Genomic DNA, 14,399 nt, shown 5'->3' with positions numbered 1-14,399 from the left:
GACATCAGCCCCCGCCAGTTGTGGGAGTTAGGTGGGCTTGCCGCGTTTGGCATGATTGCTCTCGTTATTCAAATGTGCCTGCTTCGTAAAGCGGAGCCTAAACCCACTCCTGCGGATGTCGTTCAGATATCGGTAGTCACAATCATTGTCACCTTTTCGGCGGCGACTCTCATCATGGGCTTCAACGAGAAGCAAATTGTGCCTGTCGTGGGGCTTTATGGGTCCGTGATAGGCTATTTGTTAGGGCGGTCAGAGCGGCTTGTTAAAAAACGTGGTAACAACGAGTCGCCGCGTCCTGCTCCTTCGCCTCGAGCTACTGGCGGGCCTCCCGCGGAACCAGGAGATGACGATGAATACCAAACGCGCGAGTAGGCCGATACTCGTGAGTGCAGTGGTGTGGTTTCTTATAATCAACGGAGCGACTGCAAAAGCAGCACAGCCGCTTGTTGGGAAAAACGAAGGTCCGCAACCGCAAATAGTGCCTGCCGACAGATTTCAAATCAAGAACATGTACGACAAAGCAGTCGACGTAAAGCTTTTGCCAGGCGGCGTCGTCACGCGACTGTCGCCGAACGATGCCCCCATGCTACCACCATGCGGCAAATATAATCAGGCGACGCTTGATGGCGACGAGCCACCGTATAACGTCAAATGCGCGCATCGATATTCAATCGACAACGGCAAAGGTCATAAGCCAGTCTTGAACGAAGTCATCACCGGCGATTAGCATTCGTTCAGTCGACGTGCCTGGAATCAAGCTTGAAATGCAACCCATCGGTGGGGCCGCCCGGTACCTTAACAAGGCGTGCAGCCATGATGCGTACCGTCTCGACGCCTGTGCGGTCATCTTTCAGTTGCGGACCAAATCGCAGTATCGAGCTCCCCAGCTTAATGGACAGAGCCTCAGCGGCAAGGAGTTGTTCACAGGCGAAGGCGCGTCGCTCCAGTTCCTGTTTCGCTTTTTCCACGTGGCCGAGCGCGTGATGAATTTCATCATCTGCGTCACTCACAGGCAGGCGATTCATCTGCTCCAGCGCGAGCGCCCTGGCGGCAGATGGTTGTGAGCTTCCTTAAGCGTGTCTCTTGCATGCGCATGCTCTCTTTATTTATCATGTGACACCACGCTTTCGCTCGCCTGAAGGCTTGGGAAGCCCGTGCTTTAGGGCGGGGAGCAGTCACGGCGGGACTGCAGCGTGTGCCGCGAGCAGGAAACACCGGGAGGGAGGCACGTGTCATGACGGTAACCGTTCGCCGCGCGGGCGACCCCGACAGGAAAATGCTGGCGCATATGCTGGCCAGGGCATTTGTCAGCGACCCAGTTGCTGCGTATGTCTTCCCCGATGACCAGTCTCGCCAGCGAAGATTGGTTGCGGTCTATCGGCTGTACCTTCGTGTATTCTCAGAAAGCGGCGTTGTGCACACCAGCGGCGACCGGAACGCTGCAGCGCTTTGGCTACCTCCCGGCAGATACCCGCTGTCGCTGGCCGAACATCTTCGTCTGCTACCCGGCACGACAATGGCCACGGGCCTTGCGGCGCTGCCGGTCGCACTATACGTATTAAACCACCTCGCGCAGATGCATCCTGCCGGTCAAAGGTTCTGGTATCTCGGCGTTCTCGGAGTGGAGCCGAGCGCGCAACGCTCTGGCCTTGGCAGCGCATTGCTGAAGACTGGCCTGCGCATGTGCGACGAGCAGGGACTGGGCGCGTATCTGGAGACAGCCGAATCGGCCAACGTGCCGTTTTACTCCGCGCACGGCTTCGACGTGCAAACGGTATCCGGGTTGCGGAATGGGCCGCGCGTTTGCGGCATGTGGCGTCCGCCGCGCAAGCTGTAGCCCGTAACGCTATCCGGTTTCCTCCCACTACCGCATAGCATTCCTGACCGCAACTCGACCTTGCAAAGGACGCTTCTGTGACAGCACCGCCGTCAGTACGCCTTCTTCATGCCGCCACCGTCGGTAGCAGGTGCATCCATTCCTCCCTTCTTCTGCGCCTTCGGCTTCGTCTGCTGTTGCGACATGTCGCCCGACTTCCCCATCGTGTTTGCGCCCGACGCGCCAGACGGTGAGGCCGTAGGTCCGTTTGCATTCGGCGTTCCCATTCCGGTGCCGCCCTGGCCCGCACCAGCGCCCCCGCCACCACTTGTCCCCGCACCCTGCGCATAGGCAGCGCCAGGCAAACTCAAAATGAATGCCAATAACAGTAATGCTTTCGTAGCAACTCGCATGATGGTCTCCCTCGTGCAAAGCGACCAGTTGCGACCCCAGGTCGATGCAACCCCGCTGCGTTGATTCGCGCAATTCCCGTGCCGCTGCTGGCCGTGGGATAGATTCTTCATTTCATGTTTGCCCGTTCGCCGTCCTCGGGAACTGTTTGCATCAGAGCAGTGATTTGGAGCTGGGCTCGCCGAGATAAAAGCGGACGCCTTGTCCGAACTGACGCTCGATGCCGCCGGGGATGCGGGTTGAGGCGTCTTGCCGGCGCGAAACGAAGTTGATTAGGTAACGCGCTGAATCAGCAGACGAGGGCTGCGGCGGAGGAGGCTGTGGAGGTCATCGACAAGGCAAGCACGTCCTATTTGACGACAGCAATAAATTGGCACCCGTTGCATATTACGGGGCGCCGCAATCGCGCGTTGGCGGCCGGTCTCCGCTTCGCCCACGGGTTCGGCTGTTCGGGAACTGTTGAACACGACAGTATCTCGTGGCGCTCAATGCGAACGCCCGTGGCCGCCGCCACCGCCCCAGTAATGACCGCCGCCCATACCACCCCCTGAGTATCCGTGCCCACCCCAGCCGCCATGACCGCCCCAACCGCCCCGATATCCATGGCCCCAATAGCCGGGGTGGCCCCAATAGCCGTGCCGGCCGCCGCCGTAACAGCATCCGCCCCAATAGCCGAAGCTCAGTGACACCGATGGTCCCCACCACGCGGGCCACCCGTAGTACGGATACGCGACGGGGTAATACGCAGGCACGACAAACACGGGCGCGGCTGGTGCAATAGCGGTGCTCGTCGATGCAGGTGCATCTGACGCGGCCGCACCGGTCACGGCTGCGTCCGGCATCGAGAAAGAATATTGCTGCTGCGCCGCTGCCGCCGACACTTCGCCGTACGGAACGTAGCCGTAGGGCACGTAGTAGTAGCAACCGGACAAAGCTGCGGACAGGACCACCACCGCAACGACGCCGCCCGCGCGCGACGTTGCATCCAGCGTTTTCATAATCAGCTCCGGGGTCTGATGCGACGCAACATGCGGCGCGCCTTTAATACATTGTCAGTTTACTTTGACACAAACAGGATGCCTAAGCGTCTCGGGTTCAAGGACTTGCGCGTCAGGTTGGCGGCCGCCGGGAATGGTCGCGAAAAGTCGGCCAGTCATCAGCAGCTGTCGGGGCGGGCACACACTGGGAAACGGTGCCCGTTCCTCGATTCGTCAGCGGGTGCCTCTGGCTCGTAGGTAATTTCGATGGGTTGCCCGTGATTCTGCCGGAAGGTACCGTGGTGTTTGCCGCGCTGTCCGGAGACGGTGAGTACCCACTCCACTGTCAGGCGATGTGATGCGACCGCGTTCCGGCTTCGCGAGGTACCCGGATGACTGATGGTCTGACAACCGAATGAGGACTGAAACCGCAGGAGACGACGGTCCCCTCGTCTATGTCGTCGATGACGACAAGGGAATCCGGCAGGCCCTCGACATGCTTCTTCGCTCTGTAGGCTTGCGCGTCGAAACGTTCGAGTCCCCGGACGAATTTCTCCGGTTTCCTCACTCCGCCGGGCCGAGTTGCCTCATCCTCGACGTACGGCTCCGCGGGAAAAGCGGCATGGCTTTTCACCAGGAAATCGTCAATAGCGGCATGCGCATTCCCGTCGTATTCATGACCGGTCATGGAGACATCGAGATGGGGGTGAAGGCAATGAAGGCTGGCGCGCTCGATTTCCTGGCGAAGCCGTTCAAGGACCAGGATATGCTCGACGCAGTGGCTCAGGCTCTGGCGCGGGACAGCGAGCGGCTCGCGGCAGAAACTGCGTTAGCCGGTCTGCGTGCTTTGTACCAATCTCTGTCACCACGCGAGAAAGAGGTGATGGGCTTTGTGCTGTCCGGTCTGCAGAATAAGCAGATTGCCTCGGAGCTGAACCTGAGCGAAATCACGGTGAAGGTTCACCGTGGACAGGTGATGCGCAAGATGAAGGCGCGCTCGATGCCGGACCTTGTCCGCAAGGCCGAATCCCTTGGTATCGAGCCCCGTTTGCCCCACGGCGGTCACCACTGAGCGCCGCCGTGCGTTAACACTTCTGCACAGCGTCGATGATTCGCTAGGGATTTCCGAGAGCGACCGAGAGCCAGTGAGTCAGTGCAGCGGCCTGGTAAGGCTTCTGCAGCAAGACAAGTGCGCCGTTACTCACCGCTTTTGCCTGCAATGCCGGCGTCGGATATGCACTGATAAAGATGGTGGCCGGGGCATGTCCCTCGGCACGCAGGCGCTCTTGCATCTCGATACCCGACATCCCGGGCATACGGATATCGGAAATCAGGCAGGAGGTCTGGGCGGCCTGCCCGGACGAAAGAAATTCTTCTGCCGACTCATACATGCGCACGTGCCAGCCCAGCGACCGGATGAGGCTGCTTAACGCAACACGGACGGCCTTATCGTCGTCGACAATCGAAACAACTGGCATGATTTGCAAAATGGGGCCCTCGATTACTCTCACTCTCGGGATGACGTATGGTCGGTGCCGCCCACCTCTCTGATTAGCAGATTACTTCACAACGGCATTCAGTGACATGATACGAACGCATATGTAGACTGAACCACCTGCGCGCCGGTCGCCCCGTATATCACTCTCGCACCTCCTCCTCCTTCATGGCTGGCGGAAGACTGAACGAAAACGTTGCGCCGCCGTCAGGATTATTGGAGGCCCAGATTTGCCCACGGTGGGCTTCAACAATAGAACTGGAAATAGCCAGCCCCATTCCCATCCCGGACCTGCGTGTCGTAAAGAACGGTTCAAAGAGTTGCGGAAGATTGGCCTCCTGGATGCCGGCCCCCGAGTCCTTGATTGCCACGACAACATTACCTTCAGGGTCAAGGCGGGACTGGACGACAAGTTCGCGCCTGCCGTTGACGCTCGCCATCGACTGCAGCGCGTTGATGATTAAATTGACGAGCACCTGCTGGAGCTGCACACGGTCGCCCAGTATCAGCGGTAGGTCCCTAGCAAGACGACGTGTCAGCGAGTCACTCTGGCGCTCAATATCCCGCCTGATAACAGCAATTGCCTCCTCGACCACGTCGTTGATTGCAATCGGAGCCCGGTCCGGCGGCTCCCCCTTCATGAGCTTCCTCACACGTTGCACGATTTCTGCTGCCCTGTTTCCCTGGTCTGTCATCTGGTTCACACAGCCCTCGATTTCTCCCATGTCCGGAGGCTGGCGATGCAGCCACCGCAGACATGCTTCACCGTGCGTTACGATGGCGGAAAGGGGTTGTCCCACTTCGTGGGCAATTGACGCGCTCAGCTCACCAAGCGCTGTTACCCGGCTGACGCGTTCCAGTTCGCTTTGCGCGTGCCGCAACTGCTCCTCTGTTTGCTTCGCCCGCGTCACGTCCATCACGGCCCCGATGAACTTTCTGTAATCCGGCTGACCGTCCGCTATCTTTCCGACGACGTGGAGATGCTTGATGCGTCCATCAGGAAAAAGCAGACGATGCTCGATGTCAAACTCGGCAGCCAAACTGCGCGCGTTTGCAACTTTCTCCTCGAACAGGGGAATATCGTCTGGATGCACCCGCTGCCTGACCAGTTCAATGTTGGGCACGACCGCCGGGTCGTATTCGAAGATTGAAGAAGTCTGCTCGGACCAGAAGAGTTCGCCGGTCGAGACATTCCAGCCGAAACTGCCGGTCCTGCTCAGCTTCTGCGCTTCGGCGAAGTACTGCGCCTGACTCTTCCGGAGCAGTTCTTCGGCATGCTTGCGCTGCGTGATGTCGTTGTTGGTCTCAAGCGTGGCCAACGGTTTTCCCGAGCCGTCGCGCTGCAGAGCCCAGCGGCTCGTCACGATTATCCTGGTGCCATCCCGCCGTGTATGAACTAACTCGCCCTCCCACTGGCCGTCGCGAAGGAAAATCTGCTGGAGCTCATCTCGAGGCAGCGGGAACACCGAATTCAGAAATTCGTCAATGGACTTCCCAATCGCCTCTTCCTTCTTCCATCCATAGAGTGTCTCTGCTGCCTGATTCCAGTACGTAATCACGTCGTTCTTATCGCGCACGATGATGATGTCGTGTGTCAGCTCCAGCAGCTGTGCCTGAGCGCGCTGCGTCTTTTCAACCCGGTCAATCCGCCTGACAAGGGTGGTGATGGCTATTGACGTGACGAGAAAGGCAACAAGGGAGAAAAAATCCCTAGGTTTGCTCATGTGGAAGCTATCGATTGGTTCCGTGAAAAAATAGCTAAGCAGCGCGGCGCCAACCACCGAGAAAATGACCGATGAGATGAAGCTGTCCAGCAGGGACAGGAGAACAACGGCAACCAGAAGGAAGAAGCCAGCGGTGCTCTCTTCCTGGTCCAGAAGGACGCAGGTTGCAGTAACTGCTCCGAGCGCGATACAGCCTCCAAGCCACAATGTGGCCAGATACCCCGGGCTTCTGCTTTCATGTGAAGAACCTAGTGCCCGCACAGAACGTGTCCCCTTTGCGTAACTGCACCAGCCGCCTGCATTGGTCTCCGGACAAGAGCCGACGCTTTCGACTTCCCCGACCGTTCGGTTCTCATTCCCGCGTTAATTAAAGAATGAAAAAATCTGCCGGGCGAACAGACAGGCGCTGTATCGGTCCGAGACGCGGAGCGCTTTTGCCTGTTTGTTGCAGTATGACATCGCTCGATAAGTCTTCTCACCGCGGTTATACGCTCGTATAGGCGAATTACGCTAACGCGGCGTCGGCCTATCCAACCGTAGAGTAGATTCGTCCTTCGCCAAAGCCTACTCTTGTCTCATCGACACAGCGCTCGCCGTGATGACAGCGCAAAGCCCCGCAAATCAGCGGGCATTCGACCTCTGCAACGCGCGCGAGCAGCGCAATAGCTGTTGCCGGCAAACAGAGAAGTGAAAACCCACCGCTTTGGGGCCGGGTCATGGTGACGGTATTACTGGTCGACGACGACATGAACCTGCTTCAGGCGCTTGAGGCTTTGGTCTGCGGGGAAGGTTACGAGGTTATGACTGCGTCGAACGGGCATGAGGCACTGCAGGCAGCACGCCGAAGGCGCCCGGACATCGTGGTTTCTGATTTCATGATGCCGGTCATGGACGGTCCCGCCCTCATCGGCGCGCTCGAGGCCGAGCCTGCGTTCGCAACTATTCCTGTCCTTCTGAACTCAGCGCTGGCGACACCGCCGCCCCACCTGCGGGTGTCGGCGTTTCTCAGAAAGCCTTTTGCAGCCTCGCGCCTGCTCGAACTGCTTCGGCTGCACAGTCCGCAGGTCACAGTGGGGTCGTCGCCTTCACCGGTCACCTCGATACGCCAGCAATGGAAGGCATACCTCACTCGTGAAGCATCGCCTGAGGCCGAGTGTCTCACGGTGCGGTTCGCTCATCTGGCCACAGGAGGTCCAAAATGAAACTGGATGCCGCGATGTTTGTGCGACTGCGTCGTCTCGCTCCGGTTCTTGATGACGTGCTCAACGCAGGACAGGTAGAGCACGCAGACCCGGCGGCGGGCCTTGCGTCACTTGCCCAGCTATCGGACGCTTACAACCGGCACCACCCGGACGAGATTGCGCAAGCGCGAGCCGACGCCCTTGAGTCGCAGTAACACATCACCTGTGGACTGGCTGGCAGCTCCAGGTATAGGCGAACATGTTCTCCTTCGCATTCCATACCAATGTCTTCCGTTATTTCGCAGCTCGACGCCGCTCTGGAATCGTCGGTGCGTTTATATGCCCGTATAAGCAAGCTACGCTAACGCAGCACTGACCTATCCTACCGTAGAGTAGATTTGCCCTCCGGCAAAACCTACTCTTTTCTCATCGAGACAGCGAGTCATCGTGTCAGCCATTCTGCATAACTGGATATATGTCGGAAGCAACGCGTATTCGGAGTACACGTTCGTGCCGTGGCTAGGCAGGAACATCTATCGCCGTACCGTCGACCTCTGCGCAATCTGCGTCCAGTAGCCGCGAGTCTTGGGTAGGCGACCTTTCGTGCGATTACTGCTTCACTCTTTTCGGAAGAAGGGAAAAGCTCGCCAATGGATAGCTACGAGCGTCGTTCCCAAATCATTGGAACCCGAGCAACGGCGGTCAGGCAGATGCGTGACGAATGCGATGCCGGTACGTCCCATACCCTCTTTCCGCAAGCAAAAATGAAGACAATTCTTGTCGTGGATGAAGAACGCAGCATCGTGACCGCATGGAAACGCATCCTTCAATTGGAAGCTTATCGCGTCCTGACCGCTAACAATGGCCGTGAGGGGCTTTTCGCCGCTAACGGGGAAAAGCCCGACCTCATCATCACAGACCGGTCGACGTCAATAATGTATGGCGTTGATTTTTGCCGCCACTTGAAGCTCGGACGGAAGTTCGCGCGGACTCCTGTCATTCTCACCAGCGCTGACCCTCTGGACCCTGCCGATGCGACACTAGGGGACGAGTTTTTGCTTAAGCCCGTATCCATGCAGATGCTGCTAGCATCGGTACGACGTTTGCTGAATCCATGTCCATGACGTTTCCGCAATGTCCTCCTGGATGGTGCCGCCTCAAGCGCCGTGGACTCGGCTCCGAGCCGCGCCGCTGCGCAAAGCTTCGGGGTGCAACCGCAGTGACTGGGAGGTATGCGCGCCTGCGCTCAGCGAGAACTGTTCGCACCGCTCTCTCCGAGGTAGACGCGCTGATTGTCAACTTTAAGTTGAAGACGGTTTTACTGTGGCTGCAGTTTTCGGGACGTTGGACGTTGTAGCATGCTTCATACACCTAAATAAATCACATCGCAATTCTCCTATCTCGGACCACTCCATGTATTTCCTAGCTTCCTTCGTAGTCAACCTCGCCCATGGCACGGCCTTTCAACGCTTCACGTCGAGCGCACCGACCACGAAGAGGAAGTCGCGCTTTCCCTGGCTTTGACATCCCGTTGCCCACGGGCCTCACCGCACCAAAAAGTGCCCCGATGAGCCGGCTAGGGTGCAATACCAAGCCGCCACCACTGCGCAATCTCCGCCGTAGCTCCCGTGTATCTCGCCCCCAAATTCGTGTTTGCGCTGAACGTGGCGCTTACTAGCGTGAAGACGGTCGACGCGGCTTCTTGCCACGGATGTGTTATTTCAAGGGGCTCCGTCATCACTCGGCCGGCAGCGGGAGTCGACCGGCTGCCAGCGCGAGGCCGCCGGTCCGCTTCGGGGCTGCTGCCCGACGTCGCGGTCAGCCGGTGCGCAACGAAACAGTCAAGCGCACGCAACAGCGAGGACAGGTCCACTGGCTTGCGGAGATACATTGTCCAGCACAGCGGCCCAACCGTCGGTTCAGGCGCCGCCGACATGAGGACAATCGGTAGCTGGGCGAATACCGGCTGGCACCGCAACCGCCTGCACAGTTCTGCTCCATCCATCTCTGGCATCTCGAGGTCGGTGACAACGGCGTTTGCGGGCACGTGAGCGAGTTTTCGCAGCGCATCACCTCCGCTTTCTGCAAGAAGGACATGATGGCCCCGGCTCTCCAGCGCAAGCTGCAGCGCGCACAGACTCTCTAAATCATCATCGACCAGCAGCACAGTGGACATGGCGCAAGTGGTGCGGTGTCACATAGGCGACGCGAGCAACGAGCGTGCCCAACTTCTACGCGATGTTTGCGAATCGCCCTCTCTAGTGGTCAGTGCGGTCGGCGCACTCCCGGAGAGGCAGAAGACATGAAGACCCGAAAACTGCTTAAATCCAAAAACCGGGGTAAGCACGTCATGCGTTGGCGTCTCGTCTAGAACGTTACTGTGCGTAATTGCGCCGCACGAACTGCGAAGTCACGGCGGCAGACAATGAACCGCGCCATTCGTGGACCGCACTCCGCTCACTTGCGGCCACGCGTGGTCTTTTAGCATCCGTCGCCGTACAAAGTGCATATGGGCCGATGGCGTGCGCGTCTACTTTTTGTCAACCCATACGCATTGTCAACGCTAACGACTTCGTCGCTCGTGCCCATCGCTCTCGCGGACTGACCTTCATTGCAACCGCAGGTTAAATCTGCGCCGACCCGCCATCGACCAAAAGCTCACGTCCGTTTACGAAACTGCTTTCGTCGGAGGCCAGAAAGAGAGCTGCGCTAGCTGTCTCGTCAGGGTTACCCAAGCGGCCCAGCGGGGTTGTCGATTCTACGAACTTCACCATTCCGTCGTGCGCTTCATTCGACGGAGCCAGATGGTGCCAGCCCGGTGTCGATGTCGCGCCCGGCACGAGGACATTGACGCGAATTTTCCGTGGCGCAAGGTCTAGAATCCAGCCCCGTGCGAAATTGCGAATGGCGGCTTTAGTTGCACAGTACAAATTAAATGAAGGGATGCCGGTCGTCGCGCCAGTGGAACCGGTGAGAATGATTGAGGCACCCTCCTTAAGCAGCGGCGACTGTGGTCACCTAGTGACAAGCCTTGAGCAACATCGTTTCGGCCGGCGCCGGTCAGTATCGCCGCAAGCGGAATGCCCCGCGCTCCGCGGACGAGCGCCTAAAGCGAAAAGACGTCGGCCTCGGCGGCCGGGTTTTGCTATAAGGGTGCCAAATTTCAGACAATGACTCTCGCGTTCGGCTAGCGAGCGCTTATTGCGAGTCTACTTGGCTCAGAATTTACGCCGCATGCCGACGCGCATGGCAAGCTGGCTGTTCGCGTCGGGGCCGGATGCGCCAAGATATGCGGTCTGACTGGAACCGATAATCGCCTGCAGCGGCCGGTTACCGACATGGCCAGATGCCGCCTGATAAATGCCGAGCAGATACACGTCGGTCGTCTTGCTAAACGAGTAGTCGACACTGGTGTTGACCTGATTCCAGTGGTTAACCATGCCGTTGCTGCTGGCGTTCATGTAGGTGTAGCCCAAACCCGCAATCATCGACTTCGTGAAGGCATACTTCACACCGAGGTCATACGCTTCGAACGTCGTCGTTGTGCCGGTGACGGGAACGAACCGGGTGTTCGAATACAAGCACCAAATCGTCGCTGCTCCCATTTGGTAGCTCGAGCCGACGCCGAAGGTGCGGAATCCTGGATGGTCGAGGTGAGCTTGGCCGGATTCACATTCGAGAAAGCGGTCGGCGAGGGGTAATTGGTTGCGCCAGGGTAGCGCTCGTCCGTCAGTGCCGCGCCAGCAGCAAACGGGCCGTTCACGTAGCGTACACCCACGCTATAGGTGCGCCCCGAGCCGCCGCTCGCGCTCGGCGCCGGCGTCCCTGCGAACGCGCCTGCTTGGTTTGAAAACCCGTAAAGCGCGCCGAAGGTCAGCCCGGCATAGCTCGCGCTTTTGAACTTGACCGCATTGTCGACGCGGCTCGCCGTAAGTTGGTCGACGTCCGCAATGTGGTAGGCGTAGTTGTTCGCAACCGTCTGTCCACCATTCGAAAACGGGGCGAGGGTATCTTGTGAGAGGGAATACTGCCGACCGAAGGTCAGGGACCCCACACCGCTCTTCGACAGCCCCGCAAATGCCTGACGACCAAACTCGCGCCCACCCTGATTTAGCGCGCCACTGCCAACACTGAACCCGTTTTCCAGGTTGAAGATAGCCCTCACGCCACCTCCCAAGTCTTCGCCGCCGCGCACGCCCCAACGATTGCCCTGCGCCACACCATCATCGAACTTGACCAGACTGTTCGACCCCGCGCTGTTGTTCAGATTGCTGTGGTTGAGTTCCGAAAGGCCGCTGAGGTATTCAAGTTCGACCTGGTCACGACACCAGCGCAGACCGGCATTTCGTTCGAATATGTGCATTGCATGTCGACTCCGGTGCTGCGGCCGGCGCTAGCCCTGCGTCTTCCCATGGTTCGTGCCGAAGCGGTGAAGGCGTTTCTCCGCCTCAGTAACGAAACCCTCAGCCATGGAGTTCCGCCCCAACTCCTTGAAGGCATTGAGAAGTGGTCTTTGAATCCCTGCAGTCATGCCTCTGAATCGATGCAGGGAGAGACTGCTGCCAACGACCTTGATACTGCGTAAGGTGCCAAACGCTTGCGGGCGGCGTATTTCGCCAAACTGTCTTATGCCGTTGCCAGAGAAAACCAGTTGGTGGAGCAAACGGAGCACGCGGCTGATAGGTAAACTGTACAAGCTTACGCACTGGCGAAACCCGTAGGGACTCCGTTAAGGTATTTATCGTGAGTGCAATCATCCTGCTCGGCAAAGAGCGGAAGGGCAGGCCGGACACAAATATCGTCCGCTCAGGCAACTCCGTTAAGGTTCCGGCTTTTTCATGGAAAGGCCCGGCCACAACCTCGGCCTGCGGGTAACGCTTTTTGAGCTTCGTGGCAAGGTCCTCGTCAAGCTCGAACAGGATAAGTCTTGCATTTGGATTTTTTTGTACAAGCGCTTCCGTGATGGCCCCCGTACCAGCGCCAATCTCAACTATCGCGTCAAACGCTGCTACACCTTGTGTCATCGCGTCAGCCAAATATCGGGAGGAAGGAGCCACGGCGCCGACAGTGGCCGGATTGTTTAGCCAATGTTTTAAAAAAGAAAGATTCACGTAAACAGCCTTTGTCCGGAGAATGCTACTCAAATGGGACCATGAGCCCCCAATCGAAGACGGTCCTTCGGACAACTGTAACGGCCTTGAGTTCCGTCACAATCCATTTGCCTGTCGGCAAGGTTTCTTCTTAAGCGGTGCCCATCAAGCTGCACAGCGCGCGCCGGAATTCGTGCTGCCGGAGTGATGTGTGATTTCACGCCACGCGTTCTGTTGGCAACGCTGTGGACAGCCTGCGGGCACGCACTGTAGGTCTTTGATTCTGAATCGAAGTACACCCCCGATGCGAGTATGGGCACGACGGTTCGCCTCGGCTCAGTGCGACGCCCTGTTATCGTCGTTACCTTGTTACCACGAACCTTACACACTGCCGCTCTGGCGAGTTTGTCGACGGCGGGCGACTTTTCGGCACATACCGGACCCGCGGATTGAAGACCGGGACGAGCGCAGCGCGGCGCCGTGGAGCCACCGCGCTGACCGATTTTGCCGCGCAAATCGGTCGCCGTGCGACACCGATAGTCTTCGCTCTTCGCCGAAGCAGCTACCGAGTCAACTACCCTGCGGCCAGTTCGTACCGCTCCACCATCGTCACCGCTGCTTCCAGAACCGACAGCAGCCCCGCGCAGTCGTCTCCCGTGAAGTCCGCACCGTCCAACCCTGCTGCTATTATCACCGCTGCCGCGCATTCGTCGCCCCGAGGCGCATTGCGCACATCAACTCGATTGCGGTCAGGAAAGTACTCGTCCGGCGGCAGGCTGAGCGGCCCAAAGAGTTGGCCAAGCTTGGCCAAGCGCGTCGCCGACAAGGGAGATTGCGAGTTCACGTGTGAGAATGTGATTCCTGGTAGCGGGAGAAGTCGCCACCTAGAGCGAACAGCGTCGGCGGCGCACGAGCGGAGAAGGTTCTCGCGCCTCACGACAGCCCCAACGCTCTTGAGTCACGCCAACTTGCCCACAGATTTTGTTAGCAAAGCTGCGGACAAATCGTTGGCATCCAGCATAACAACCTGATGGCAAAGCAGAAAACTCCGTTGACGCCATCGCAGCACAATTCGCTCTCCAGTTCGCGAAATCCTCTATCCTGTCGCGCCGAACACGGTAAGCACTTCGGCGTATTGGGCGCAAGCAGAGCCGCGACGGCGACATCAATGAGAACCTTGCTCGGGCAGAGCGGCAGTCACCGACTCGAGCTATGGCGAACGCAGCACCGCCATGCGTGGCGCATCGGACAGCAGCAGTGCTGAGGTACGCGACGGGGTAATACGCAGGCACGACAAAGACGGGCGCGGCTGGCGCGATAGCGGTGCTCGTCGATGCAGTTGCATCTGACGCGGCCGCATGGGTCGCGGCTGCGTCCGGCAGCGAGAAAGAATATTGCTGCTGCGCCGCTGCCGCCGACACTTCGCCGTACGGAACGTAGCCGTAGGGCACGTAGTAGTAGCAACCGGACAAAGCTGCGGACAGGACCACCACCGCAACGACGCCGCCCGCGCGCGACGTTGCATCCAGCGTTTTCATAATCAGCTCCGGGGTCTGATGCGACGCAACATGCGGCGCGCCTTTAATACATTGTCAGCTTACTTTGACACAAACAGGATGCCTAAGCGTCTCGGGTTCAAGGACTTGCGCGTCAGGTTGGCGGCCGCCGGGAATGGTCGCGAAAAGTCGGCCAGTCATCAGCAGCT

Annotated in this window: 17 protein-coding genes; 6 read left to right on the top strand and 11 right to left on the bottom strand. The window is 58.6% G+C overall.

The features are described from left to right. The first annotated feature begins 349 nt into the window (after positions 1 to 349). The gene (locus ABQJ48_RS27515) at positions 350 to 727 is read left to right on the top strand and encodes an immunoglobulin domain-containing protein (RefSeq protein WP_367841114.1); all 378 of its coding nucleotides are present in this window, start codon (positions 350 to 352) and stop codon (positions 725 to 727) included. A gap of 7 nt (positions 728 to 734) precedes the next feature. On the opposite strand, the gene ABQJ48_RS27510 is transcribed toward ABQJ48_RS27515, so the two are convergent. Next, positions 735 to 1,025, bottom strand: coding sequence for a hypothetical protein (locus ABQJ48_RS27510; RefSeq protein WP_367841113.1), 291 nt, complete (start codon positions 1,023 to 1,025; stop codon positions 735 to 737). Positions 1,026 to 1,234: 209 nt separating this feature from the next. Between ABQJ48_RS27510 and ABQJ48_RS27505 the strand changes: the two genes are divergently transcribed. After that, positions 1,235 to 1,837, top strand: coding sequence for a GNAT family N-acetyltransferase (locus ABQJ48_RS27505; RefSeq protein ID WP_367841112.1), 603 nt, complete (start codon positions 1,235 to 1,237; stop codon positions 1,835 to 1,837). Between the two features lie 92 nt (positions 1,838 to 1,929). Here ABQJ48_RS27505 and ABQJ48_RS27500 read toward each other — a convergent pair whose 3' ends face one another. Both ABQJ48_RS27500 and ABQJ48_RS27495 read right to left on the bottom strand, forming a co-directional pair. Beyond that, positions 1,930 to 2,229 carry a hypothetical protein gene (locus tag ABQJ48_RS27500; RefSeq protein WP_367841111.1) on the bottom strand — a complete coding sequence of 100 codons (300 nt, stop codon included), beginning with the start codon at positions 2,227 to 2,229 and terminating at the stop codon, positions 1,930 to 1,932. 483 nt (positions 2,230 to 2,712) lie between these two features. Further along, the gene (locus tag ABQJ48_RS27495) at positions 2,713 to 3,225 is read right to left on the bottom strand and encodes a hypothetical protein (RefSeq protein ID WP_367841110.1); all 513 of its coding nucleotides are present in this window, start codon (positions 3,223 to 3,225) and stop codon (positions 2,713 to 2,715) included. Positions 3,226 to 3,619: 394 nt separating this feature from the next. Here ABQJ48_RS27495 and ABQJ48_RS27490 point away from each other — a divergent pair, with 394 nt between their 5' ends. Then, on the top strand, positions 3,620 to 4,276 hold the full coding sequence (locus ABQJ48_RS27490) for a response regulator transcription factor (RefSeq protein WP_367841109.1): 657 nt from the start codon (positions 3,620 to 3,622) through the stop codon (positions 4,274 to 4,276). A gap of 43 nt (positions 4,277 to 4,319) precedes the next feature. On the opposite strand, the gene ABQJ48_RS27485 is transcribed toward ABQJ48_RS27490, so the two are convergent. Together ABQJ48_RS27485 and ABQJ48_RS27480 are read right to left on the bottom strand one after the other, a co-directional pair. After that, the gene (locus ABQJ48_RS27485; protein ID WP_367841180.1) at positions 4,320 to 4,682 is read right to left on the bottom strand and encodes a response regulator transcription factor; all 363 of its coding nucleotides are present in this window, start codon (positions 4,680 to 4,682) and stop codon (positions 4,320 to 4,322) included. 160 nt (positions 4,683 to 4,842) lie between these two features. Continuing rightward, complete coding sequence (locus tag ABQJ48_RS27480; protein ID WP_367841108.1) at positions 4,843 to 6,684, bottom strand: ATP-binding protein; 1,842 nt, start codon at positions 6,682 to 6,684, stop codon at positions 4,843 to 4,845. A gap of 455 nt (positions 6,685 to 7,139) precedes the next feature. Here ABQJ48_RS27480 and ABQJ48_RS27475 point away from each other — a divergent pair, with 455 nt between their 5' ends. The 3 genes from ABQJ48_RS27475 to ABQJ48_RS27465 all read left to right on the top strand — a co-directional run bounded on the left by ABQJ48_RS27475 (position 7,140) and on the right by ABQJ48_RS27465 (position 8,728). Beyond that, positions 7,140 to 7,625 (top strand): response regulator, encoded by a 486-nt coding sequence (locus ABQJ48_RS27475; protein WP_367841107.1) that lies wholly within the window; start codon positions 7,140 to 7,142, stop codon positions 7,623 to 7,625. After that, positions 7,622 to 7,819, top strand: coding sequence for a hypothetical protein (locus ABQJ48_RS27470; protein ID WP_367841106.1), 198 nt, complete (start codon positions 7,622 to 7,624; stop codon positions 7,817 to 7,819). Before ABQJ48_RS27475 ends, ABQJ48_RS27470 begins: the two co-directional genes overlap by 4 nt. A 435-nt stretch (positions 7,820 to 8,254) precedes the next feature. After that, complete coding sequence (locus ABQJ48_RS27465) at positions 8,255 to 8,728, top strand: response regulator (protein ID WP_367841105.1); 474 nt, start codon at positions 8,255 to 8,257, stop codon at positions 8,726 to 8,728. A 452-nt stretch (positions 8,729 to 9,180) separates the two neighbouring features. Here the strand turns inward: ABQJ48_RS27465 and ABQJ48_RS27460 are convergent, their stop codons facing one another. The 6 genes from ABQJ48_RS27460 to ABQJ48_RS27435 form a co-directional block, all read right to left on the bottom strand. Then, entirely contained in the window at positions 9,181 to 9,780 is a 600-nt protein-coding gene (locus tag ABQJ48_RS27460; RefSeq protein WP_367841104.1) for a response regulator, read from the bottom strand. Between the two features lie 448 nt (positions 9,781 to 10,228). Continuing rightward, positions 10,229 to 10,606: an SDR family NAD(P)-dependent oxidoreductase gene (locus tag ABQJ48_RS27455; protein WP_367841179.1), complete on the bottom strand. Its 378-nt coding sequence runs from the start codon at positions 10,604 to 10,606 to the stop codon at positions 10,229 to 10,231. Positions 10,607 to 10,822: 216 nt separating this feature from the next. Further along, positions 10,823 to 11,209, bottom strand: a complete 387-nt coding sequence (locus ABQJ48_RS27450; RefSeq protein ID WP_367841103.1) for a porin family protein — start codon at positions 11,207 to 11,209, stop codon at positions 10,823 to 10,825. Then, on the bottom strand, positions 11,113 to 11,967 hold the full coding sequence (locus ABQJ48_RS27445) for a porin (RefSeq protein ID WP_367841102.1): 855 nt from the start codon (positions 11,965 to 11,967) through the stop codon (positions 11,113 to 11,115). The genes ABQJ48_RS27450 and ABQJ48_RS27445 overlap by 97 nt, the downstream gene beginning before the upstream one ends. A 100-nt stretch (positions 11,968 to 12,067) precedes the next feature. After that, on the bottom strand, positions 12,068 to 12,715 hold the full coding sequence (locus tag ABQJ48_RS27440; RefSeq protein ID WP_367841101.1) for a class I SAM-dependent methyltransferase: 648 nt from the start codon (positions 12,713 to 12,715) through the stop codon (positions 12,068 to 12,070). Positions 12,716 to 13,268: 553 nt separating this feature from the next. Then, positions 13,269 to 13,505 (bottom strand): hypothetical protein, encoded by a 237-nt coding sequence (locus ABQJ48_RS27435; protein WP_367841100.1) that lies wholly within the window; start codon positions 13,503 to 13,505, stop codon positions 13,269 to 13,271. Positions 13,506 to 14,399: the final 894 nt, after the last annotated feature.

The organism is Paraburkholderia suaedae (genome assembly GCF_040812055.1).
Classification (GTDB): Bacteria; Pseudomonadota; Gammaproteobacteria; order Burkholderiales; family Burkholderiaceae; genus Paraburkholderia.
Note: the sequence above shows the minus strand (reverse complement) of the source record. Positions and strands in the feature narration are given on the sequence as shown.